Source organism: Microcoleus sp. Pol11C3 (assembly GCF_036701485.1).
Classification (GTDB): Bacteria; Cyanobacteriota; Cyanobacteriia; order Cyanobacteriales; family Microcoleaceae; genus Microcoleus.
In genome coordinates this window covers 49,373-66,160 of record NZ_JAUBQW010000003.1, presented here as the reverse complement: position 1 = coordinate 66,160, position 16,788 = coordinate 49,373, and the positions used below count along the sequence as shown (strand labels likewise).

The following is a 16,788-nucleotide window of genomic DNA, read 5'->3' as shown; positions in this document are numbered from 1 at the left end:
ATTTGCTCCTAATTGCTCCAAAGCTCTACAAAACCTCTACCCAGACTTTCTTGCCCTCCAAACTGCCAAACTATATCCTTTTTTTGCAGCATGGTTTTTAGAATGGTACTAGCATCATTAACTTTACCATTAGTTGCAACTGTAGTTCCCCAAGGGAAAAACATCAAATTTTCTGGTGGAATTGCTTCTTCATACCGGAATCCGCCATCGACATTTTTTTTCTCATCTAACTTTACTTTCACCTGTCGCCATAAACTAGACTGGATTAACACCTGACAATCTTGGTCTGACAATACTAACACCTGAGAGATAGTGTTAGTTTCCTCACTGCCAGTAGGAAGATATTGTCGCCACTGGGTTTTTTCGTTCCATTTTTTGAGATCGGCAGCTTTAAAAATAGCATCTTTGAGATAAAGATTTTTGATATTACCTTTGCTAAAGCTTCCAACTTCTGGCATGGGGAGTGAGTTGTTAATTAAGCGCATCCACCGACGCAACAGAAAAGGTGAAGATATCCACACAACTCCATGACTGAGACTAGCAACGGGAAACCAAAGCAAAGCAGCATCACCCACCCATAAAGTACCTTGAATTAAGTTTGTTACTGCTGTTGAGGTGTTGGTAGGTGTTGGTGTTGTCTGATTCTGTGCTGATTCTGGGGTTTGATTTGAGTTGACGGTAGCTGAGGTAACATCATCAATTGTATTTCCCCATAATTTTATGCGATCGCTCTCAGGAGTAGCTGCCCGCAATCGTCCTCGAATACTACTAGAAGGCAAATAGGGTAAATCAGTATGAGATTCCCTAGCGATGCCGACAAGATTTCCCTCTTGACTCGTGCCACCAGTATGCAGCGGCGAAAGCAAATACAAATAAGCAAGATTAGTCATTTTCTATTCCCCCACAATAACATTCCGTAATTCAACATTCTGAAAGTTTCTAACCATTGACCTCCTGTAGGTGGTAGCAGTAAAGATTCAGGGGGAGGTGATTCTTTAAACACATAAACCGTCCCTGGCGGCACAAATGCCCGTTGCGGCAACAAGGCAAATTCAGTGTTCCCTTTTTCTTGAGAATTTGGTAATCGCCTCTTGATATTCGACACGCCACCCCACAACAACGGGCGACTGGTAGCACATCCAGCAAGGCGATCGCGCCACTCGCAAGGATAAGCACCATAAACAGGCGCATTAGTTTCTGCACGAGCCAGTCCCGGCGTAAGCAAATAAGCAACTTTACTTTCTGAAGGGGGACTCTCTGAATTGGGAGTTAAAAACTCTTTCAAATCCTCCCAATCTGGCCAATGCCCATTTTTTAATTGCAATAAATCTTTCAATGGCGATACTAACGCTCGATGTCCTTCACCTCCCAAACGCACTACTTGAGTTTCTGATATTTCCTTGCTCATACCCGCTACCAGCTTCCATCCCGGTTTCAAACGAATCGCCACTTCCGTAAAATAACCGTCACTATCTCGTACTTGTCTAGCTCCAGTTTCCATGTGAATATGTGGTAACACCTGCACTGACCAAGGATCGCTACAAAAATCATCTGGTGATGTAGTAAGTTCTCCCTGAAGATATTGACATAATGCTTTGGCTTTTATCCAAGGTTTCGGCATTCCGCAAACATACTCTCTATCTTTAGCCTCTCTCTCTGTGTTTAACTGAGGTGGCACCATTGGCTCTAAGCTATCATCAGGAAATACTAGATATTCCCAGTTAGATAGTCCGCTTTTGGGACGCAAGCGCTCAAGGCGATGCCAATCAATAGATTTTTGATTTGGATTCTCATCTTCACTACCTGTTTTAAGGGCAATTAAATCTTTAGGAGTTGGCAGCCAAAGTTCATTTTTATCGTCCATCAGAAACGGGCCGATAAAGTTTAGATTGCGCTGTTTATCTCCCTTTTCACTACCGTAGAAATCTTCAATTGAGCGCAGTGCTTGAAACACCGTAATTGGTAAGGGGGGAAACAAGCTTTTTGCCCAAGCACCCTCACCGGGACTAAAGGGTTTAGCTTCCCGAAATAATAAGACATCTAAGGGTTCAATCGCATACCAAAACATTTCCATTGTTTAACCTCCTCTACCCCACGATTGCTGCTGTGCCATCTTATCAAGCCAAAAGGCACTAAATCGTAATAATTTTGCTAAATCTTGAATGCTGCAACCTACGGGTTGGGGTTCTTTAGGTTCTTCAGGCGTTTTACGTTCTTCTCGCTCTTTCCAATCTTGTTCGACACAATAAGCCCAATCTTCCCAATCGTTAAACCAGGAGTAAAGAGCTCTTTCTGTATTTTCAGATAAGGGTTCATCTCGTGATTTGATAATTACACTCGCGGCTTTATCAATGAGGCGATTGTGCTTAGTCAAGGCAGCATGACGAGGTAATTCCTCCGCTAGACGGTAAAGTACAGGTGCTAACTTATCTGGATTTTTATCAGAAATAACTTTCCACCAATCTGATAAAAAATTACCTTTCATAGAAGCTTCTAAAACATTGCCACCTCCGTAAATTACTCGAAAACAAAATCCATCTTTGGCCGGGACTTTCTTTTCTTCATTTATTGTTGCCCCTTTCATCTCCTTAGCTCTGTCTTCCTCAGCACTCCAAAGAGATTCCAGCACGGTTGGTAACGGAACACTTTTATGAGCAATGACAATTCCTGCACTCAACGTTGCACCTTCACCCATCGTAAATAAAGGACGATTTGGCAGCCCGCAAAAATCACTACCATTCTGGGGATCAGGTTGCCAATAACCACCTTGGGCAATAAAACTAATGTTAGGACGATCTGTGGTATAAGGGTCTGTATCCCCACACCAAGCTGCTCGCAAACATAGCAAATATTCCGGTAAATCTGCTAAAGGTAAAACAGCAAGAACATCATCCCCACCACTATAAACAACTTTCCCACAAAATCGTTTTTCAGTGAGATAGGGTACGATGCGATTGGAAAAGTCTAACAAAGCACGATTAAGTCCAACGTGAGTTGCTGGCCCCATACGTTTGCGAGTCTCTAACAGCTTATCAAACTGACTGTTAAACTCCTCATCGCTAAATAGCGAATTGCCTTTATCAATAGATGGTTCGTGGATGTAACCTTTGTAAGGGTTGAGTTTAGAGCCAGAAACGTACTTACCCATACCATCACCATCAGCTACAATTATTGCCCACCAATCCGCCGGGGAACTGTCGCCAAAATGACATTCTTTATGTGCATCTGCTACTAAATTACGTAACAATGTGAGTCGGTTTTTATCTTGATTCTCTGGTGATGAAATTTTTGGCTTTTCATGCAGTCCCATATCTTCAGCAAGCCATTTGCTGGAGAACACCACTCCGTTATAACCATCTTGATAATTGGGAAATGCCTGCTTAATAGCTACATCGGTTTTGGGAACTTGGAAAGGGCGAAAGGTCTTAGAAATAAAGCGACTTCTCTGTTCTCTGTCAAAAATCAAATTTTCAGTTTCTGGATTCTTAGCTTTGCGAATTTTAGACCATAAACATTGCCAATATTCTTGAATTTTATCTGGGCGATCGTGAGCGAATCGAGCAGCAGCAATAGAACTCAAGTTAGGAAATCGGATGAGTTTTTCATAATCTAAATCTAAGTTTTCGCGATCGCGCCTTCTTTGCTGGCTAAATCTAATCCCCAAGGATTGAGCGACTCCTCCATATTGCCATGCCATGCGCTTCGTCAATTCCAAAGCGTTTAACTTTTCGGAACCATTAAATAATCCCGGATAAACTAACGCCATTAGTCGCCAAAATAGCTGCATTGAACCCGAACTAATACCCGCACCTTCTCGTAAGTCTCTAATAGGCTCTTGAGATGATTCTCGATGCACACCATAATTCAATCCAGGATGAACGGCGCTAAATTGTCCCGATATAGTAGAGCGCTCTCCAGGTGCAGCAGGAATCCGCCAATTGCGAGTATTTTTGACAGCTTGAATGGCTTGCCCTAATCGACTTTGAGAGTTGGCCCACCAAGTTCCTATGTTAAGTTCTTCATAGGCATGATTTTCTGCCTCAGTTGGTATCGGCTGCTCGTTTCGCGAGGGTGCAACTGTTTCTTGGTTAGCTATCCATTCATCATGCTGATCATGAAAACGAGTTCCTACTGCCGCTTGAACCGAGAATTGTTGTTCGGGATGACCGAGTGGAACTGCCGTCCAGTATGGTTCCCAAGTATGGTCTATTTGCGCGTCCCAAAGTTTATTCCACTCCCAGTTACTTCTCTGTACCCATTTTTGTAAGTCCCGTTGGTTGGGGTTGTCGGGACTACCTGATACTGCTTCGCCATTAGCTAGGTCATTTAAAACCTGGTTAATTTCTCTCTCACTTAAATAACCAATGACTGACTCACGAATATGCGATCGCACCTTAAGAGCAACTCCTTGCCATTGTTCTTTCAAATGCTTACAAAGTTTTTCCCCTAATTCTTCAGCAGCCTCTTTTCCCGGCACAATTGCCGTAATTACGTTCGGAAAACCAGCGGTACTTAAACTCGTAGAAGTTCCCTTTTCAAAGCGACTAACTGGATCGAAATTATGTTGGAACCGCCGAAAGTCAGATAAAAAATCTGGGTACTCCTTAACCATGAGCGCATCAATAATTTCCTGACTCCATAAAGAAGGGGTAATCACCGCATCCGGCCCATATTCATTGGCAATAAACCAGCAGAGTTTAGCACTCAGATAATGCAGTAAATAGGAACCAGCCCAAAAGTCAAGGAATTTACGTGAAGATTTGATAAATTCCTGTACTGGCGAGAATGTAAATAATAATAAATAAGGGTGCTTGTTGGCATCTTTCTCTGTATAATCTTCAGGAATTGCACCCGCGATCGCAGAAACTGTACTGTTATAACTATGTAACGGACAATCGGGGATTAGGCCATCGGCTGGATAAAGCAAAGCATCTGGCTGCTGTTGGGCTAGATATTCTGGGTAAAAGCGCCACAACCACCAAAACGCTTTTTTAGCAGGATTATCATCATTGCCAGCTACTGCGTTGAGCCGATCGATAATTTCGTCGTTTAATTGCGGTAAATTCCCGACAGTGCGATGTTGACCGCTGATTAGGTGGCGAACTGGAACCTGATTTGGCGGATGGGAAGTTCTGTTGTAGAGCTTTTCAAAATTAACGCGATCGGAACCTTTGCTAATTTCCTCAGCCCTACGTCTTGTCTCTTCCCATTCTGGTAAGTTAGATTCACAGTTGGATAAGCAAGGTATTCTTTCACTATAGGGGATTGTATTTGCCAATAATCCTGATTGAACCAGTAATGTATAAAGTTTGCGTTGATATAGGGTCATCGTTGTTTCTCCACGATATAGGGTCATCGTTGTTTCTCTACAACTTGATTTTTACCTTCTGTCTGTCTATCAGGGGTTCCAAGAGAGTTTTATGCCTTCTGCCAATATTTGTCACAAATCTTTACTAGAACTTACGCAAAACTGTTTGTGTGGGCGCGCCTAGACCTATTAAAGCCCTGTGGAACAAACTGAGATGCAGTCAGCCATCGTTACTCCTTGTTTCTGTAGCTTTTCAAAATTTACGCGATCGGAAGAATCGGCGATCGCACCCAATGACCATACATCCCAAGTATAGACTCCATTTGCTCTTGAAAACATCGTAACTGCCTGCATAGAGACAGGTTTCGGGATTTTTCGAGTCGTGCAGCAAAGCATAAAGCTTCTGGTAGTAGTTCATTTACTGCAATTTCATACCAATATAGTTAAATTAGCACGTTCGTTTTGTAGCTGAGCCTGTTGTCGTGCGAATGACGAAATATATAGGTTGACAGGTAGATAAAATAGAGTTGCAATCGAGCTTAGGGCGAACACAGAGACACCGCCCCAAGCAAGTGTGACAGCAGAATGCTTAAAAACTCTTAATATTTACGTACAGCCTCGATATATGGTGTTCAAGATTAATTGGCAGTTGTAGTAAATCCTCTTGCTATTTATCCTCATACTTTAAATGGCGAAATATGTCAATAGCAAGTAGACTTTTCTTGGTGATTTTTGATTAGCAACGACAGTACCGAAAAAGTCTAAAACGGTTGCTACGCGCGATCGCTAATTTTTCTGAACTTCAGAGGACTATTTTTGAGCGATCGATTTTGTCCCTGGTTTCGCTTGATGCAACTTTCTGTACTTTGTGGATTCTAAATGGCGATCGCTCTTAAGTGAGACAAGCGTGGAATAATAGTGACGAAGGCGTTAAGAGATATGGAAGATTGAGCGAATTTACAGCACTTTTTGACTTAATGGATTCTGAGTGATGGCAACAAAAGTGATCGCGCCAATTGTGAGGAATGAGCTATGACAAAACCCAAGAGATATCCCGACAATTGGCGAGAGATTGCGTTATCCGTGAAAGAAAGTGTGCTCTGGCGCTGTGCTAAATGCAACCAACAATGCCTCCGACCCGGTAGGAAAAGTGGTTTAACCAAGTCCGAACGATGTTCCCTAACTTTGACAGTGCACCACCGCAACCGGATACCGGAGGACAACCGTCCAGAAAACTTAATAGCCCTTTGTACTGCGTGTCACCTTTCTTATCACAATCGCGGGCAATCCAACGTCTCGCCTGGACAATTATCGCTGTTCCCCGATGATGACATTGATTGGAATATAATGGATGGTTCTCTGGAATCGGCACGGGGCGATTTATCAGATCGCAATCCGCCTCCATTAGTTTGACAAGCTCGAAGGCGGTCATGCAATCGAGCGAGTATAATAAACTTAACAGAACTCTACTCCCTACCCCACGAAACTTCTAATTAAGCTACCTCCCATTAAAAAATAACCTATGACATACACCCCATCCACTCTGTCGCCTTACTTCAAGAGCCCGATCGCCTTGACAAGCTGTTCCGGCTGTACCTCCAAATAGCGCTGCAGACTCGACAAATTTTTGTGTCCCGAAATCTCCATAATCACCCGCAGCGGCACCCCCGCATTGCTCAAATTAGTCAGCGCCGTCCGCCGCATCGAATGTGTTGAAGCCCCCTTAATTCTTACCCGCTTGCAAGCTTCTTTAAAAATCACATCCGATGCGGCGCGAGTCAAAGGCTTCGTATTGTCTCGCCCAGGAAACAAAAAACCCACATCTGGATTGTAAGCCTTTAAATACTTAGCCAGCATAGGATGGAGCGGCAGCGTTCGCGTTGCTGATTTCCCCTTTGTCGTCGCTTTCCGCAACGTGACTGACCCCCCAACAATGTCGTGAGTTGTTAAAGCTAACGCCTCTGAAATGCGGCAGGCGCAGTAAAAAGTTACAGCAAACAAAAGCCTGTCCCTTGCTGTAATAAAACCCCGGTCAAACAGTCGGTCAATTTCTGCGGGCGTCAAAATCTTAGCGCGCCCATTCCCTTGAACCTTCACGGCGCAGCCTCTTAGAGTAAATTCCTTCATTATTGGACGAAAGGGAAGTTACGTCAAGTAGGCTAACTGGCTTCTATTCTTTGATGGCAAACCAAATCCGGCTCAATCGCTTTCTGGGCAATCGGAGGCGCTTGTTGCAACTTACTTCCCGCTTATTGCTATTCAACTGACTAGAATTCTCAGGAAAATTGATAATCGGCAAAGTGGCGATCGCGTCTATGAGGTCTCTGAAAGTAACAGGTTTTTGGGCGTTCATAACACCGCGCTACCAATAAAATTATTATTCACTAATCTAATTATACTATTGTTTGATTCTACCTGCAACCTTTTTTGCTGCCAGTTAGAGCCTGAAGAACAAGTCATCAATATTCTCCAATAATCCTTCTACTTCCCGGTGTGGTTCGATTTGGAGACGTTTGTCCATCATCGCACCTCGCTGACGAAAGCAACTACACCTTTACTATACAAGTCTGCTGCAACGGGACTTGACATCAACGCGATTGGGCGGTATCTCAAAAAACTGATAGCCTAGCCAGAGTTGGGCTTTGAGAATAGTTCGTCAAATATAGATTCCAATTGATTGATTTAAGGAAATATCGCGCTGCAATTTCTTTATCAAGAAATTGGCCTAAAAACCTATCAAAACAAATCTGTTGCAGTCGATGCACAGTTAAGAACTCATGTCAATCTCAAAAGGAAAGCGAGATTTGATTTCGACCCTGCCACTAAAACAGTTGAAGGATATGCCGCCTGCAATTGAATTTCCTGTAAACTTTGCCAAAATTCATCTCCCGCGCTTTAAGTGCGGCGAGATGGTGCGCTGGACGGGTGTTAGCGAAGAAGCTGACAGAGGAATAGTTATCGGCAAATTTTACAATTACGAACAGTGTCAATGCTGTTGGATGTGGTGCTACATAATTTGCCTTACTCCTGATTCCAAAAGTGCAACGTGGTGTCAGTTTGATACTGCCTGGGAGGAAGATTTGGAGAAGTTTGAGGATGATAAAAAAGCAGCAGAATCTGACCGATAGAGAACGCAATTTGATTGCAGTTTACAGTCAATGCCAATTCGGAATGACACCGAGGCAGTTTTATGCAAAGTGGGGAGTGAGTTATGAGGAAATTGCTTTTATTTGTTCTCGTTCTGATTCTACAGTGCGGGGTTGGTTTAGAAAGGGGAAAAATCGCAGATTTCCTACTGCTGTCGATTTGCGTCATTTGGCTTTAATGGATTTTCTGCTGGAACACTTTGAGGAAATTCCAGAGACATTGGTGGCTTTCCTGTGTCCGCCTTGCGAAGAGAATAGCCTGGATTAATAGTGGCGGGTATAACGGAAAGACTGTTCAGGGCAACGACTGTATACGTTGTCGCAATCATATACTGCTGACTTGTTCCAACAGTTTTGGTGGCTGCTATACATACACCAAGCTTTTTCAGCATCAAAAGATAATTTGAGCTTGTCTTAGCACAAACCTCGTCAAATATCAATGTCACCGTGACCTGTCTTTGACAAGATTATTCAATTACTGTCTTGGCAAGCAATGAAACAAGAGCACAATCTGTTACTTTTACTGCTGAGGTACTAAAATGACCTACTCTGAAAAATTGCACCCGTGGTGTATCATTAGCCTGCTTCCTAATTGTCAGCGTGTTATTGTGGCACGATTTCGTAAAAGAAACGATGCAGATGATCATCTACGGGTTTTGCAGCGATTAGTGAAAACGCGCACATTTGTGATTATTTTTGACATGCAACCAAAGCCTACTGTGCCTAAAGAATAACGGCGAATGCAGCGAAGGTTTGAAATCGAATTAATCGAGATACCTGCGTTAGTTGAATAAACCGACTTTCCAGCGATTTCTCCCAGCGACAGAACCTACTGATAGCTGGGAGAATTTTTTATATATTTTACTGATTCTCTACTAACTACAACTTTTTATCATAGTATTGATTGACGCTCTAGAGCGATCGCATTTGTACGGATAGTTACAATTGCATAAGTAAATATGCTCTGATTGATAGCTGTGCAATCGTAGATGTGGCTAATAGTAATATAGCTTGCGAGCGCAATAGATATTCCTTCTCTATCAATACTTCGGAATTTTGAAGAGTTTTTTTGGGAGATGGCTCTGGCGCAAGGTTCGTAGGTGGCTAATGTTGCGCTGAGTTTTTGGATTTCTTGCCATAGCTCTACTATCAAGGCTTCTTTTGCCTCGTTCAATAGTTGCTTTAAGCCGGGTAGTTTTTCCATTCCTTTATCTAATGTCTATCTCGTCTTCTTGTCAAGGGGGTTGAGAAATTACAATCAAAGAATCAATAGAGACAAGTGCGACCGCATCTTGTCGGACAGATAATTAATGGGAATTAATTAAGAAATTTCTTGGGAAACACGCTTATCGTTAAAACTTTACAAAAAATAGATCGTTAAAAGCAAGGCCGCGATCGCGGCAATTTTTGAGAATAAGCTGCACTTGCTTGTACTGCGAATCCAGCCATGACCCAAATAGAACCAAATTCCGAACCAACTGGAGAGGATATTCCACTTTCAGCTACTCAAAAAGTGGGTGAAACCATCAACAAAACTGAGAACACTTCACAGAGTCCTGACTTACTTGATGAAGGAGAATCAGAACCTTATGAATTCAATTTTTGTACAATCAAAATCCACATTGTTATGCGACCAGACGATGGGCATCCAGAAGGGCGAATCGTAGAAATTACAGCAACGAGCCATGACGACTTACCACTATTAGTACAAGTTAGAGAAAACTCGATTGGAGCTTGGCCAAACCATTTACAAGAATTGCTCCAGCGGTTAGCCTCTAACCTACCTAACCGAAAAGTGAGCGCTCAAATTCGTTCTTCTGTTGGTCAACCCCGGAAAAAAGCCAAACCAAATCTTCAAAATCCTGCTAACCACCCCGTCAACAAAGGTGAAGCTGGAGTACAAATCCCCCTGTTTTAAAGAGGTAACAATGAGTCTAATAGAATATGAAGGCAGGCAAATCGAACTGCCCAACGAAATTACTGCAAATGATGAAAAATTGCTAGAAGTCCTACTTCCTTACTTCCCTGAATTAAGCGAAGCTACAATTGAACGAAAAACAGGTCAACCCATTAAAATCATCAAACAAGCCAAGACCAAGGGTGTAGAAGAAGATTGGAAAAAAGAACTATGCGTACTGCTCACTCCCCATTCCCCACTCCCCTCACTTGTCTCCGCACCGGAAGAACCGAATCAAGCTGTCCAACTCACTTGGGCTCTGCAATGCGACTCTATCAGCGGTTGTGTTACTCCGCTAACCTTGGCAAGTCGGGCTCAAGAACTCTCTGACGCGATCGCTCTGGGTGAGCAAGAACTACAGCGATTTAGAGACACTCTCAAAAAACTCCAAGTTGCGCCAGCTATTGCTTGTCTCCAAATTCCTCTTAATTTTTAATGCCTGCAACTATTTTGTCTGTGTCGCAAGCCATTGCCGCTTTGCGACACTCCTACCCAGTAACTAAGCCACTTGAAGCGATTGAATTTATCAGACAAACGCTCAATAGCGCTCAACTTCTCAATCTTTACCAGCACTTTTTTTCAACTGAATTTGCTACCAGTACCAGTTCTATTTACTCGGATACTCCTGATAATCATAGCCCCCGCGAATTAGAATTCTTCCGTCTTCTTGACGAAACAGAACTTATCCCGATCAGCCCCTGGCAATTAGAAATAGCACAAGAAGAACGCCTCGACCAACTCCTGATTGAGTCTTGGGGGTTGGATTGGTTGAGCTATGAAGATATTGATTCCTTAGCTCCTGAATGGCAAATCCTGCTGTCTCTAAGTTCTGAAGGACTAAATTGGCTAACTGAAAATGAGATGAAAGATTGGTATGAACAAGAATTTGAAGTTTCATTTTCTCAGATTCTACCACCAGATAGGATCAATCATCAGCAATTTCAACAGTTTTGCTCTCTGGCTGAATTTCCCGTAAAAGGGATGCCAATTGTACTGAGTTTCCTCAATTACTCAACGGGTAATATTTGGCTTGACGGCTGCGCTCAACACGAGTATCAATTTGGAGAATGGACAGTCGAAAACTTGATATTTTTATCAGAACAATGGCAAAGTGCTAAAGAATTAATAACCCAGGCTCAACAGGTCATTGACTGGCTTGCTACTGACCGCCATCGACATTTTCAGCAAATTCTTGAACTCTGGAACAAAAGCACCTTGTCAATTTGAATTACCCCTGAATCCGAATAATTACGAGTGAACCAGCAACCGCTAGTGCGGTTGTAGTTGTTGGAAATTGAGGCCTTAATTATGACTGAAACTCTAACAACAGCCGAAAGAATTGCACGTCTTAATGACCAATTACGTCAAGGAGATACCAAAATTGGTGAAATTCGGATTACTCAAGCTGTAAAAGCTCTTCTTCCCGAACAGCAACAAAAGTTACTGCAATTACTAAGAGATTTTAACACCTTTGAAGCTGGCAACAACCCCTACGGAGAACGAGATTTTCTGAGCATTCAACTTGACAGTAAAAGCTATTTTTTCAAAATTGATTATTTTGACAGGAAAGCATGGCTGGCAAATCAGGAAGTTAGTTCACAATGTCCAGAAGACCCCGACAAAACTTGGAGAGTTGCTACCCTAATGCAGTCGAACGAATATTAATTTTCAAGCATGAGCTAACCTTACCTATCGGGTTAGCTCCATAACCTCTATCGATTTCAAGTTATTATGCAACATTTGTCAGGAGAAGTCTTTCGTGAAATTCTGCAAACAGCTCCCCGACAGCTAGCAGAAATTGATGCTGAATTACTGTTCATCAAAGAACAATATCTGTTCCATTATCGAGAAGGAACAAAGGAACACTACAAACTACTCTCCTCTGTCAGTTTGAGAACTGCATTTTCTCACGAGCCGATTGATACGGATTGGATGCCCCCAGGAGTCATAAGGTGGGGAACTAACTCTCAAGGAAATTGGGTAGTAAAATTCATATCTCCTGCCCAATATAACCTCCAATTTGATGAGAGTAAACCCATTACTATTCCACTAACTGCCTTGGTATTTGTAGGACAAAACACTCAATATTGGGTATTTGCAACTGATTTTGCTACTTTCAACCCAGAGTCGAAAGCTTACCACACTCCTTTACCAAACATCCATCCAAACGGTTTAATTTGCTGGGGAAAAAATACTCCACCTGTTGCTTCAACTCAAACCATTGATATTGCTTGGCAGAGCTTCATAACCACTCCTTTCAATGCTGACTTATCCAGCCAAAAAAGCCGAAAGTTTCCCCAAGATGTCAGAGAACATCTGAAAAATTTAGCCTTGAGAAAAAGGCGTACCTATCCTGTTAAAGATTTAGTTGAAGTGAGGTACAGTCCTTCAATTGACTCTTTAGTGCAACACCTCCTATTGATTGCTAACCCTACCTAAATCAAAACTTCTATGTAGGGACTGCACTCAATATTTATTGTTCAACACAAAGTTTAAGTTAATGCTAAAACTTTTTAACCACATTCATGCCTCTATTCCCTTGCCTCCCATTGCTACTGGGGTATTCTGCGAATACGTTACAGCCTCTAACGGCGTGTTTGTGCGTTCAGTTCGCCCCGGACTAGAGGCCATGATTCCTGTTGCAAATTCAACGCCCAATACTATCAAAGGGTTGCCACCTATAGAACCATACTTGCACCTTGAGACTCGTTTAGTACCATCAGAACTGCTACTTTCTATATTGACAAAAGCTGTATTCACCAAAGATAGCAGTGGCAATCTCACAGAGATTTTATTTCACCTATCCCTTGACAGTAGTAATCAATGGCAACTGACAATTCCAGTCCAATTGACTACACGAACGAGCTGCCAGCCTTGTGACAATTCATCCTACTCAACTGCTTTAATTGAGTGCCACTCTCACGCAGAATTGCCTGCTTTCTTTAGCAGCACAGATGATGCTGACGAGCGGGGTTTTCGCCTCTATGCAGTCTTGGGTAAAGTTAATACCTTGACTCCTGAGATTTTAGTGAGAATCGGAATTTTCGGACACTATAGCTTAATTAAAGCTAATTCTGTATTTGAAGAGCCACATTTTATCACTGATGCTTACCAAAACTCCCTTAAACCTCGACTTTGAGTACGCAAATTCCACACCTCTCCTTCTCAAAGATTACTCTCACCTTCACTTATGGCTCGTTGGCTGTGGCGGCACTGGCTCTTATGTAGCTGAAAGTTTAGCACGATTAGCTTACGTTTTCAAACAAGTTGGGAAAAATGTCAATATTACCTTTGTAGATCCCGATATTGTGGAAGGGAAAAATTTGGGGAGGCAGAGATTTTGTCAATCTGAACTTGGACTGAATAAAGCCACTACTCTTGCCTTGCGTTACAATCTTACCTGGGGGCTAGAAATTAGTGCAATTCCTGACTATTTTGACCCCAAATTGGTAAAATCATACTGGAATGATTTGGTAATTATCATTGGCTGCGTTGACAATAGTGCTGCTCGCCGTTCCTTGGGCCAAACGCTAGAGAATAACCGCCACGCTGAGATTCCGAGAATCTGGTATCTTGATGCTGGCAATAACTTTGATAGCGGTCAAATTCTACTGGGCAGCCATAATAGCCTTGAAGAGCTAACTACGCACCTGGATAAGTTCAAGAAAATAGGCATTATGGGAGCGCTTCCCTCTCCTGTTTTACAATGCCCCAATTTGATAGAATTGCGACCTGAAGAATTGGGAAATACCCATTTATCTTGTGCTGAGTTGGCTAATCTTAACGCTCAGAGTCTCACAATTAATCAAACAATTGCCTCAATCGTTACTGACTATCTATTCCGCCTCAGTTTGACAAAGGACTTGCGTAAGTTTGCCACTTTCCTTAACCTTAAATCTGGTTCTATGCGCTCAGAATTTATCAGTTGTTCATCTCTCATAAAGTTTAGTTGTACTTGATACAAATCCTGGTTAGCTACACCTAACGGGATAACAACCCCGTCAAAAGCTTGATAAAATCAAGGACATAGCCCTCATACCCATCTGAAAAATCTGAGAGAGTAGAGGGGAGGGTAAAGGTTGAACAATACACCTTTACCCTCCCCTTCCCCTTCCCTTTATTTTGCTAACTTTATTAAGATTTTTTTTTGGTTTAATACTGTGTTGAGTTGTAGCGTTTCGTGTAGGCATCGTCGGCAAAGGATTGAATCAGCTCAATCTGACTAGGATTGACTGTAATTTCCCATACCTTGACTCACTCAGGCACTGTCCAAGTTGCTTTCTTTTCATAGAGCCTCACGATACGCGGGAAACTCAGGTGCTTCAGCCCTGAGAGTAGTCAATACTAGGAGAGTTACCATTTTGAGTAATTGATGCAAGGCTTTTTTCGGAAATTTCAGAGTGTTCTGTATCTTGTATTGCAGTGAGATCGCTACTGCTGCCATTCTCTAAAATTCCTGTATTTGTTAAGTATTCTTCTAAGATGGGAATTAGAGAGCGATACCACTTTATTTGAGAACCACTCCATTTGTTTGTTGTTGAAGTAGCCAGCAAGGAAATACCATGAGCTGAGCCGGCTTGTGTCAGTATCCAAATTCGCTTGGCTTCATTACGCTCTTGATACCCCAATGAAACTAGAGCTTTGTTGACTAAATCTGGCTTGATTTTGCACTCTAAGTTATCTGTGAGTATTGCTGCTAGTTCCGTTACTGTCATCCCAACTTCTGTCAAAGGGGAAGCTGCACCAATCAGTTGTTTTGCCGTCTCTGCTACCCCTTTGAGTTCTGGGTACATAGAGGCCAGCGAGTTGAATTTAAACTGGGCGATCGCGGACGCACTCAGTCCGGTATCTTGTAGCCAAGCTACCAAGTGGTCTATCGTCTCTATGGCGGCAGCAATTTTTTCAGAAGTGGGCATCTTTGCTCGCTTAGTTTTCCATATCGTGATCTTGACAGCATGGCGATATATCTAGCGGGACTTAAACAAATTTAAAGCCTAAATAAAGCCTAAATTAGCTTTATATGCACCAAAGATGCTAGCGAAAACTAGAAAGTTTTAGGCTTCTGTTCGAGAAGATACCCCCTAACGGGAGAAGTTGAAAAAAAATTAACTTCTCAAAGGTTATGGACTCTAACACCGCTTTAATCGGTCTCTCAAATATTTGCTCTAAATCTGACAACACTCCCCCCAGTGAAGTTAAAGAAGTGGTAGCGGTAATTTTCCCTTTTCTCACTCCGCATCCTTCCGATCAACTTCCCTTTAAAGTAGGCGATATCATCAAAACTGGTAAGCATTACGGTACTGTCACTTCTCTAAATCAAACCGATCGACCTGTAAGAATTACCTGGGATGCTAGTAACAGCGAAGACAGCTTTTCTTGGAATTATACACTTGATGAAATTCGTGTCCTCAAAATCTCCCTTGTGCCTCAGTTTATTCCTCAAAAAACTACTGGAGAACTTCCAGCTTGCACAACCATCGTACTTGCTAATTCGCAACAGGTACAATTCAGTAACACAACTATTTTCCAAGTAGAATCGCTGACTAAACACCACATTTTCATCTCGACTCTCGACCAATCTTATCTCTTTCCCATTAACTTGTTTCCAGGCTTCCCGACAAGTTGTACCATAGATATTCCTGCACCTCAGCAGTTAAAAGTCGCTCGCAGTTTGTCTGTTGCTGACCTCAAAATCCGAGCTAAGACGTATTTAGCTCTCGAAATACCCGACAACTTCTTAGAATTCGCTATGCCAATTCAAAAACAGCAATTCAAAGAAAAACTGGCTCGACAATTGAGCGAAGAAAATTACGAACTTCTAGAATTTAACATAGCTTGGGAAGAAACCTGGAAGCAGCACCTAGAAAACCTAGCCAAGAAACAAGGATTATACGGATTTAAAGAGGGAGATTACATTTTAAAAGGCCGAGAAGGAGTTCAACAAAGGGGGACAGTCCAACGCTTGAACGTTGAAAATCTACGTCCATTCCAAATCGAGTGGAACAGCGGAGAAATCCAAAATTACAGTTTGACCGAACTCAAAGGTTTGGGTATAGCTCGTATCGAATCTATTGTTAAATTATCCCCCAATGTGGCTTATCAGATTAGCGAAGACGGCTCCTACTTTAGAGCTTGGATTGGGTTCCGTACTAAAGCGTTAGCTAAGGCTTGGCTAATACCTGTCAAAAAGCTAGTCGGCTACCTTAGCAACTTAATTGATTGCCAAGTTCCAGATATTCAACATACAGGCTCTAAATACGAATACGCTGTAGAATGTCCCCGGCATAAAACTTTAAGTAAGCGCTTAGAAACTCTCCGAAAAGTTGCTGAATTTGATTTAGAAAAGATGCCAAGATGATGGAATAAATGGGAAATCC

19 protein-coding genes are annotated in these 16,788 nt (G+C 42.4%); 11 read left to right on the top strand and 8 right to left on the bottom strand.

Annotation, left to right across the window (positions count from 1 at the left end):
* Positions 1–8: 8 nt before the first annotated feature.
* From cmr4 to QUA40_RS01815, 4 genes are all read right to left on the bottom strand, one after another.
* Complete coding sequence (cmr4, locus tag QUA40_RS01830; RefSeq protein ID WP_333121281.1) at positions 9–890, bottom strand: type III-B CRISPR module RAMP protein Cmr4; 882 nt, start codon at positions 888–890, stop codon at positions 9–11.
* Positions 887–2,074, bottom strand: coding sequence for a type III-B CRISPR module-associated Cmr3 family protein (locus QUA40_RS01825; RefSeq protein ID WP_333121279.1), 1,188 nt, complete (start codon positions 2,072–2,074; stop codon positions 887–889). Before QUA40_RS01825 ends, cmr4 begins: the two co-directional genes overlap by 4 nt.
* 3 nt (positions 2,075–2,077) lie before the next feature.
* The gene (gene cas10, locus QUA40_RS01820) at positions 2,078–5,329 is read right to left on the bottom strand and encodes a type III-B CRISPR-associated protein Cas10/Cmr2 (protein WP_333121278.1); all 3,252 of its coding nucleotides are present in this window, start codon (positions 5,327–5,329) and stop codon (positions 2,078–2,080) included.
* Between the two features lie 232 nt (positions 5,330–5,561).
* Positions 5,562–5,726 (bottom strand): hypothetical protein, encoded by a 165-nt coding sequence (locus QUA40_RS01815; protein ID WP_333121276.1) that lies wholly within the window; start codon positions 5,724–5,726, stop codon positions 5,562–5,564.
* Positions 5,727–6,340: 614 nt separating this feature from the next.
* Here QUA40_RS01815 and QUA40_RS01810 point away from each other — a divergent pair.
* Complete coding sequence (locus QUA40_RS01810) at positions 6,341–6,721, top strand: HNH endonuclease (RefSeq protein ID WP_333121275.1); 381 nt, start codon at positions 6,341–6,343, stop codon at positions 6,719–6,721.
* Between the two features lie 138 nt (positions 6,722–6,859).
* Here QUA40_RS01810 and QUA40_RS01805 read toward each other — a convergent pair whose 3' ends face one another.
* A complete protein-coding gene (locus QUA40_RS01805) occupies positions 6,860–7,435 on the bottom strand; it encodes a site-specific integrase (protein ID WP_333121273.1) in 576 nt (191 codons plus the stop codon).
* Positions 7,436–7,478: 43 nt separating this feature from the next.
* The gene (locus QUA40_RS01800) at positions 7,479–7,661 is read right to left on the bottom strand and encodes a hypothetical protein (protein ID WP_333121271.1); all 183 of its coding nucleotides are present in this window, start codon (positions 7,659–7,661) and stop codon (positions 7,479–7,481) included.
* Between the two features lie 424 nt (positions 7,662–8,085).
* On the opposite strand from QUA40_RS01800, the gene QUA40_RS01795 reads away from it, so the two are divergent.
* Together QUA40_RS01795 and QUA40_RS01790 are read left to right on the top strand one after the other, a co-directional pair.
* Positions 8,086–8,436 carry a hypothetical protein gene (locus QUA40_RS01795; protein WP_333121270.1) on the top strand — a complete coding sequence of 117 codons (351 nt, stop codon included), beginning with the start codon at positions 8,086–8,088 and terminating at the stop codon, positions 8,434–8,436.
* On the top strand, positions 8,405–8,722 hold the full coding sequence (locus tag QUA40_RS01790; protein ID WP_333121269.1) for a helix-turn-helix domain-containing protein: 318 nt from the start codon (positions 8,405–8,407) through the stop codon (positions 8,720–8,722). Before QUA40_RS01795 ends, QUA40_RS01790 begins: the two co-directional genes overlap by 32 nt.
* A gap of 624 nt (positions 8,723–9,346) precedes the next feature.
* Here QUA40_RS01790 and QUA40_RS01785 read toward each other — a convergent pair.
* Positions 9,347–9,658 carry a hypothetical protein gene (locus QUA40_RS01785; protein ID WP_332946638.1) on the bottom strand — a complete coding sequence of 104 codons (312 nt, stop codon included), beginning with the start codon at positions 9,656–9,658 and terminating at the stop codon, positions 9,347–9,349.
* Between the two features lie 243 nt (positions 9,659–9,901).
* Here QUA40_RS01785 and QUA40_RS01780 point away from each other — a divergent pair, with 243 nt between their 5' ends.
* The 7 genes from QUA40_RS01780 (at position 9,902) to QUA40_RS01750 (ending at position 14,370) form a co-directional block, all read left to right on the top strand.
* The gene (locus tag QUA40_RS01780; RefSeq protein ID WP_172186659.1) at positions 9,902–10,372 is read left to right on the top strand and encodes a hypothetical protein; all 471 of its coding nucleotides are present in this window, start codon (positions 9,902–9,904) and stop codon (positions 10,370–10,372) included.
* Positions 10,373–10,382: 10 nt separating this feature from the next.
* Entirely contained in the window at positions 10,383–10,847 is a 465-nt protein-coding gene (locus QUA40_RS01775) for a hypothetical protein (protein ID WP_333121267.1), read from the top strand.
* Entirely contained in the window at positions 10,847–11,638 is a 792-nt protein-coding gene (locus tag QUA40_RS01770; protein ID WP_333121266.1) for a hypothetical protein, read from the top strand. The genes QUA40_RS01775 and QUA40_RS01770 overlap by 1 nt, the downstream gene beginning before the upstream one ends.
* A gap of 81 nt (positions 11,639–11,719) precedes the next feature.
* Complete coding sequence (locus QUA40_RS01765) at positions 11,720–12,076, top strand: DUF3768 domain-containing protein (protein ID WP_333121264.1); 357 nt, start codon at positions 11,720–11,722, stop codon at positions 12,074–12,076.
* A gap of 66 nt (positions 12,077–12,142) precedes the next feature.
* Complete coding sequence (locus tag QUA40_RS01760) at positions 12,143–12,850, top strand: hypothetical protein (RefSeq protein ID WP_333121262.1); 708 nt, start codon at positions 12,143–12,145, stop codon at positions 12,848–12,850.
* A gap of 61 nt (positions 12,851–12,911) precedes the next feature.
* Complete coding sequence (locus QUA40_RS01755) at positions 12,912–13,550, top strand: hypothetical protein (protein ID WP_333121260.1); 639 nt, start codon at positions 12,912–12,914, stop codon at positions 13,548–13,550.
* Complete coding sequence (locus QUA40_RS01750) at positions 13,516–14,370, top strand: PRTRC system ThiF family protein (protein WP_333121259.1); 855 nt, start codon at positions 13,516–13,518, stop codon at positions 14,368–14,370. Before QUA40_RS01755 ends, QUA40_RS01750 begins: the two co-directional genes overlap by 35 nt.
* Positions 14,371–14,733: 363 nt before the next feature.
* On the opposite strand, the gene QUA40_RS01745 is transcribed toward QUA40_RS01750, so the two are convergent.
* Positions 14,734–15,327 (bottom strand): hypothetical protein, encoded by a 594-nt coding sequence (locus QUA40_RS01745; RefSeq protein ID WP_333121257.1) that lies wholly within the window; start codon positions 15,325–15,327, stop codon positions 14,734–14,736.
* A gap of 206 nt (positions 15,328–15,533) precedes the next feature.
* On the opposite strand from QUA40_RS01745, the gene QUA40_RS01740 reads away from it, so the two are divergent.
* A complete protein-coding gene (locus QUA40_RS01740) occupies positions 15,534–16,769 on the top strand; it encodes a hypothetical protein (RefSeq protein WP_333121256.1) in 1,236 nt (411 codons plus the stop codon).
* Positions 16,770–16,788: the final 19 nt, after the last annotated feature.

Coding starts and splice junctions, on each gene's coding strand:
- QUA40_RS01775 (WP_333121267.1), top strand. CDS start 10,383: ATGAGTCTAATAGAATATGAAGGCAGGCAAATCGAACTGCCCAACGAA.
- QUA40_RS01765 (WP_333121264.1), top strand. CDS start 11,720: ATGACTGAAACTCTAACAACAGCCGAAAGAATTGCACGTCTTAATGAC.
- QUA40_RS01790 (WP_333121269.1), top strand. CDS start 8,405: ATGATAAAAAAGCAGCAGAATCTGACCGATAGAGAACGCAATTTGATT.
- QUA40_RS01825 (WP_333121279.1), bottom strand. CDS start 2,074: ATGGAAATGTTTTGGTATGCGATTGAACCCTTAGATGTCTTATTATTT.
- cmr4 (WP_333121281.1), bottom strand. CDS start 890: ATGACTAATCTTGCTTATTTGTATTTGCTTTCGCCGCTGCATACTGGT.
- QUA40_RS01815 (WP_333121276.1), bottom strand. CDS start 5,726: ATGAACTACTACCAGAAGCTTTATGCTTTGCTGCACGACTCGAAAAAT.
- QUA40_RS01795 (WP_333121270.1), top strand. CDS start 8,086: ATGTCAATCTCAAAAGGAAAGCGAGATTTGATTTCGACCCTGCCACTA.
- QUA40_RS01780 (WP_172186659.1), top strand. CDS start 9,902: ATGACCCAAATAGAACCAAATTCCGAACCAACTGGAGAGGATATTCCA.
- QUA40_RS01805 (WP_333121273.1), bottom strand. CDS start 7,435: ATGAAGGAATTTACTCTAAGAGGCTGCGCCGTGAAGGTTCAAGGGAAT.
- QUA40_RS01745 (WP_333121257.1), bottom strand. CDS start 15,327: ATGCCCACTTCTGAAAAAATTGCTGCCGCCATAGAGACGATAGACCAC.
- QUA40_RS01770 (WP_333121266.1), top strand. CDS start 10,847: ATGCCTGCAACTATTTTGTCTGTGTCGCAAGCCATTGCCGCTTTGCGA.
- QUA40_RS01800 (WP_333121271.1), bottom strand. CDS start 7,661: ATGAACGCCCAAAAACCTGTTACTTTCAGAGACCTCATAGACGCGATC.
- QUA40_RS01750 (WP_333121259.1), top strand. CDS start 13,516: ATGCTTACCAAAACTCCCTTAAACCTCGACTTTGAGTACGCAAATTCC.
- QUA40_RS01810 (WP_333121275.1), top strand. CDS start 6,341: ATGACAAAACCCAAGAGATATCCCGACAATTGGCGAGAGATTGCGTTA.
- QUA40_RS01785 (WP_332946638.1), bottom strand. CDS start 9,658: ATGGAAAAACTACCCGGCTTAAAGCAACTATTGAACGAGGCAAAAGAA.
- QUA40_RS01740 (WP_333121256.1), top strand. CDS start 15,534: ATGGACTCTAACACCGCTTTAATCGGTCTCTCAAATATTTGCTCTAAA.
- QUA40_RS01755 (WP_333121260.1), top strand. CDS start 12,912: ATGCTAAAACTTTTTAACCACATTCATGCCTCTATTCCCTTGCCTCCC.
- cas10 (WP_333121278.1), bottom strand. CDS start 5,329: ATGACCCTATATCAACGCAAACTTTATACATTACTGGTTCAATCAGGA.
- QUA40_RS01760 (WP_333121262.1), top strand. CDS start 12,143: ATGCAACATTTGTCAGGAGAAGTCTTTCGTGAAATTCTGCAAACAGCT.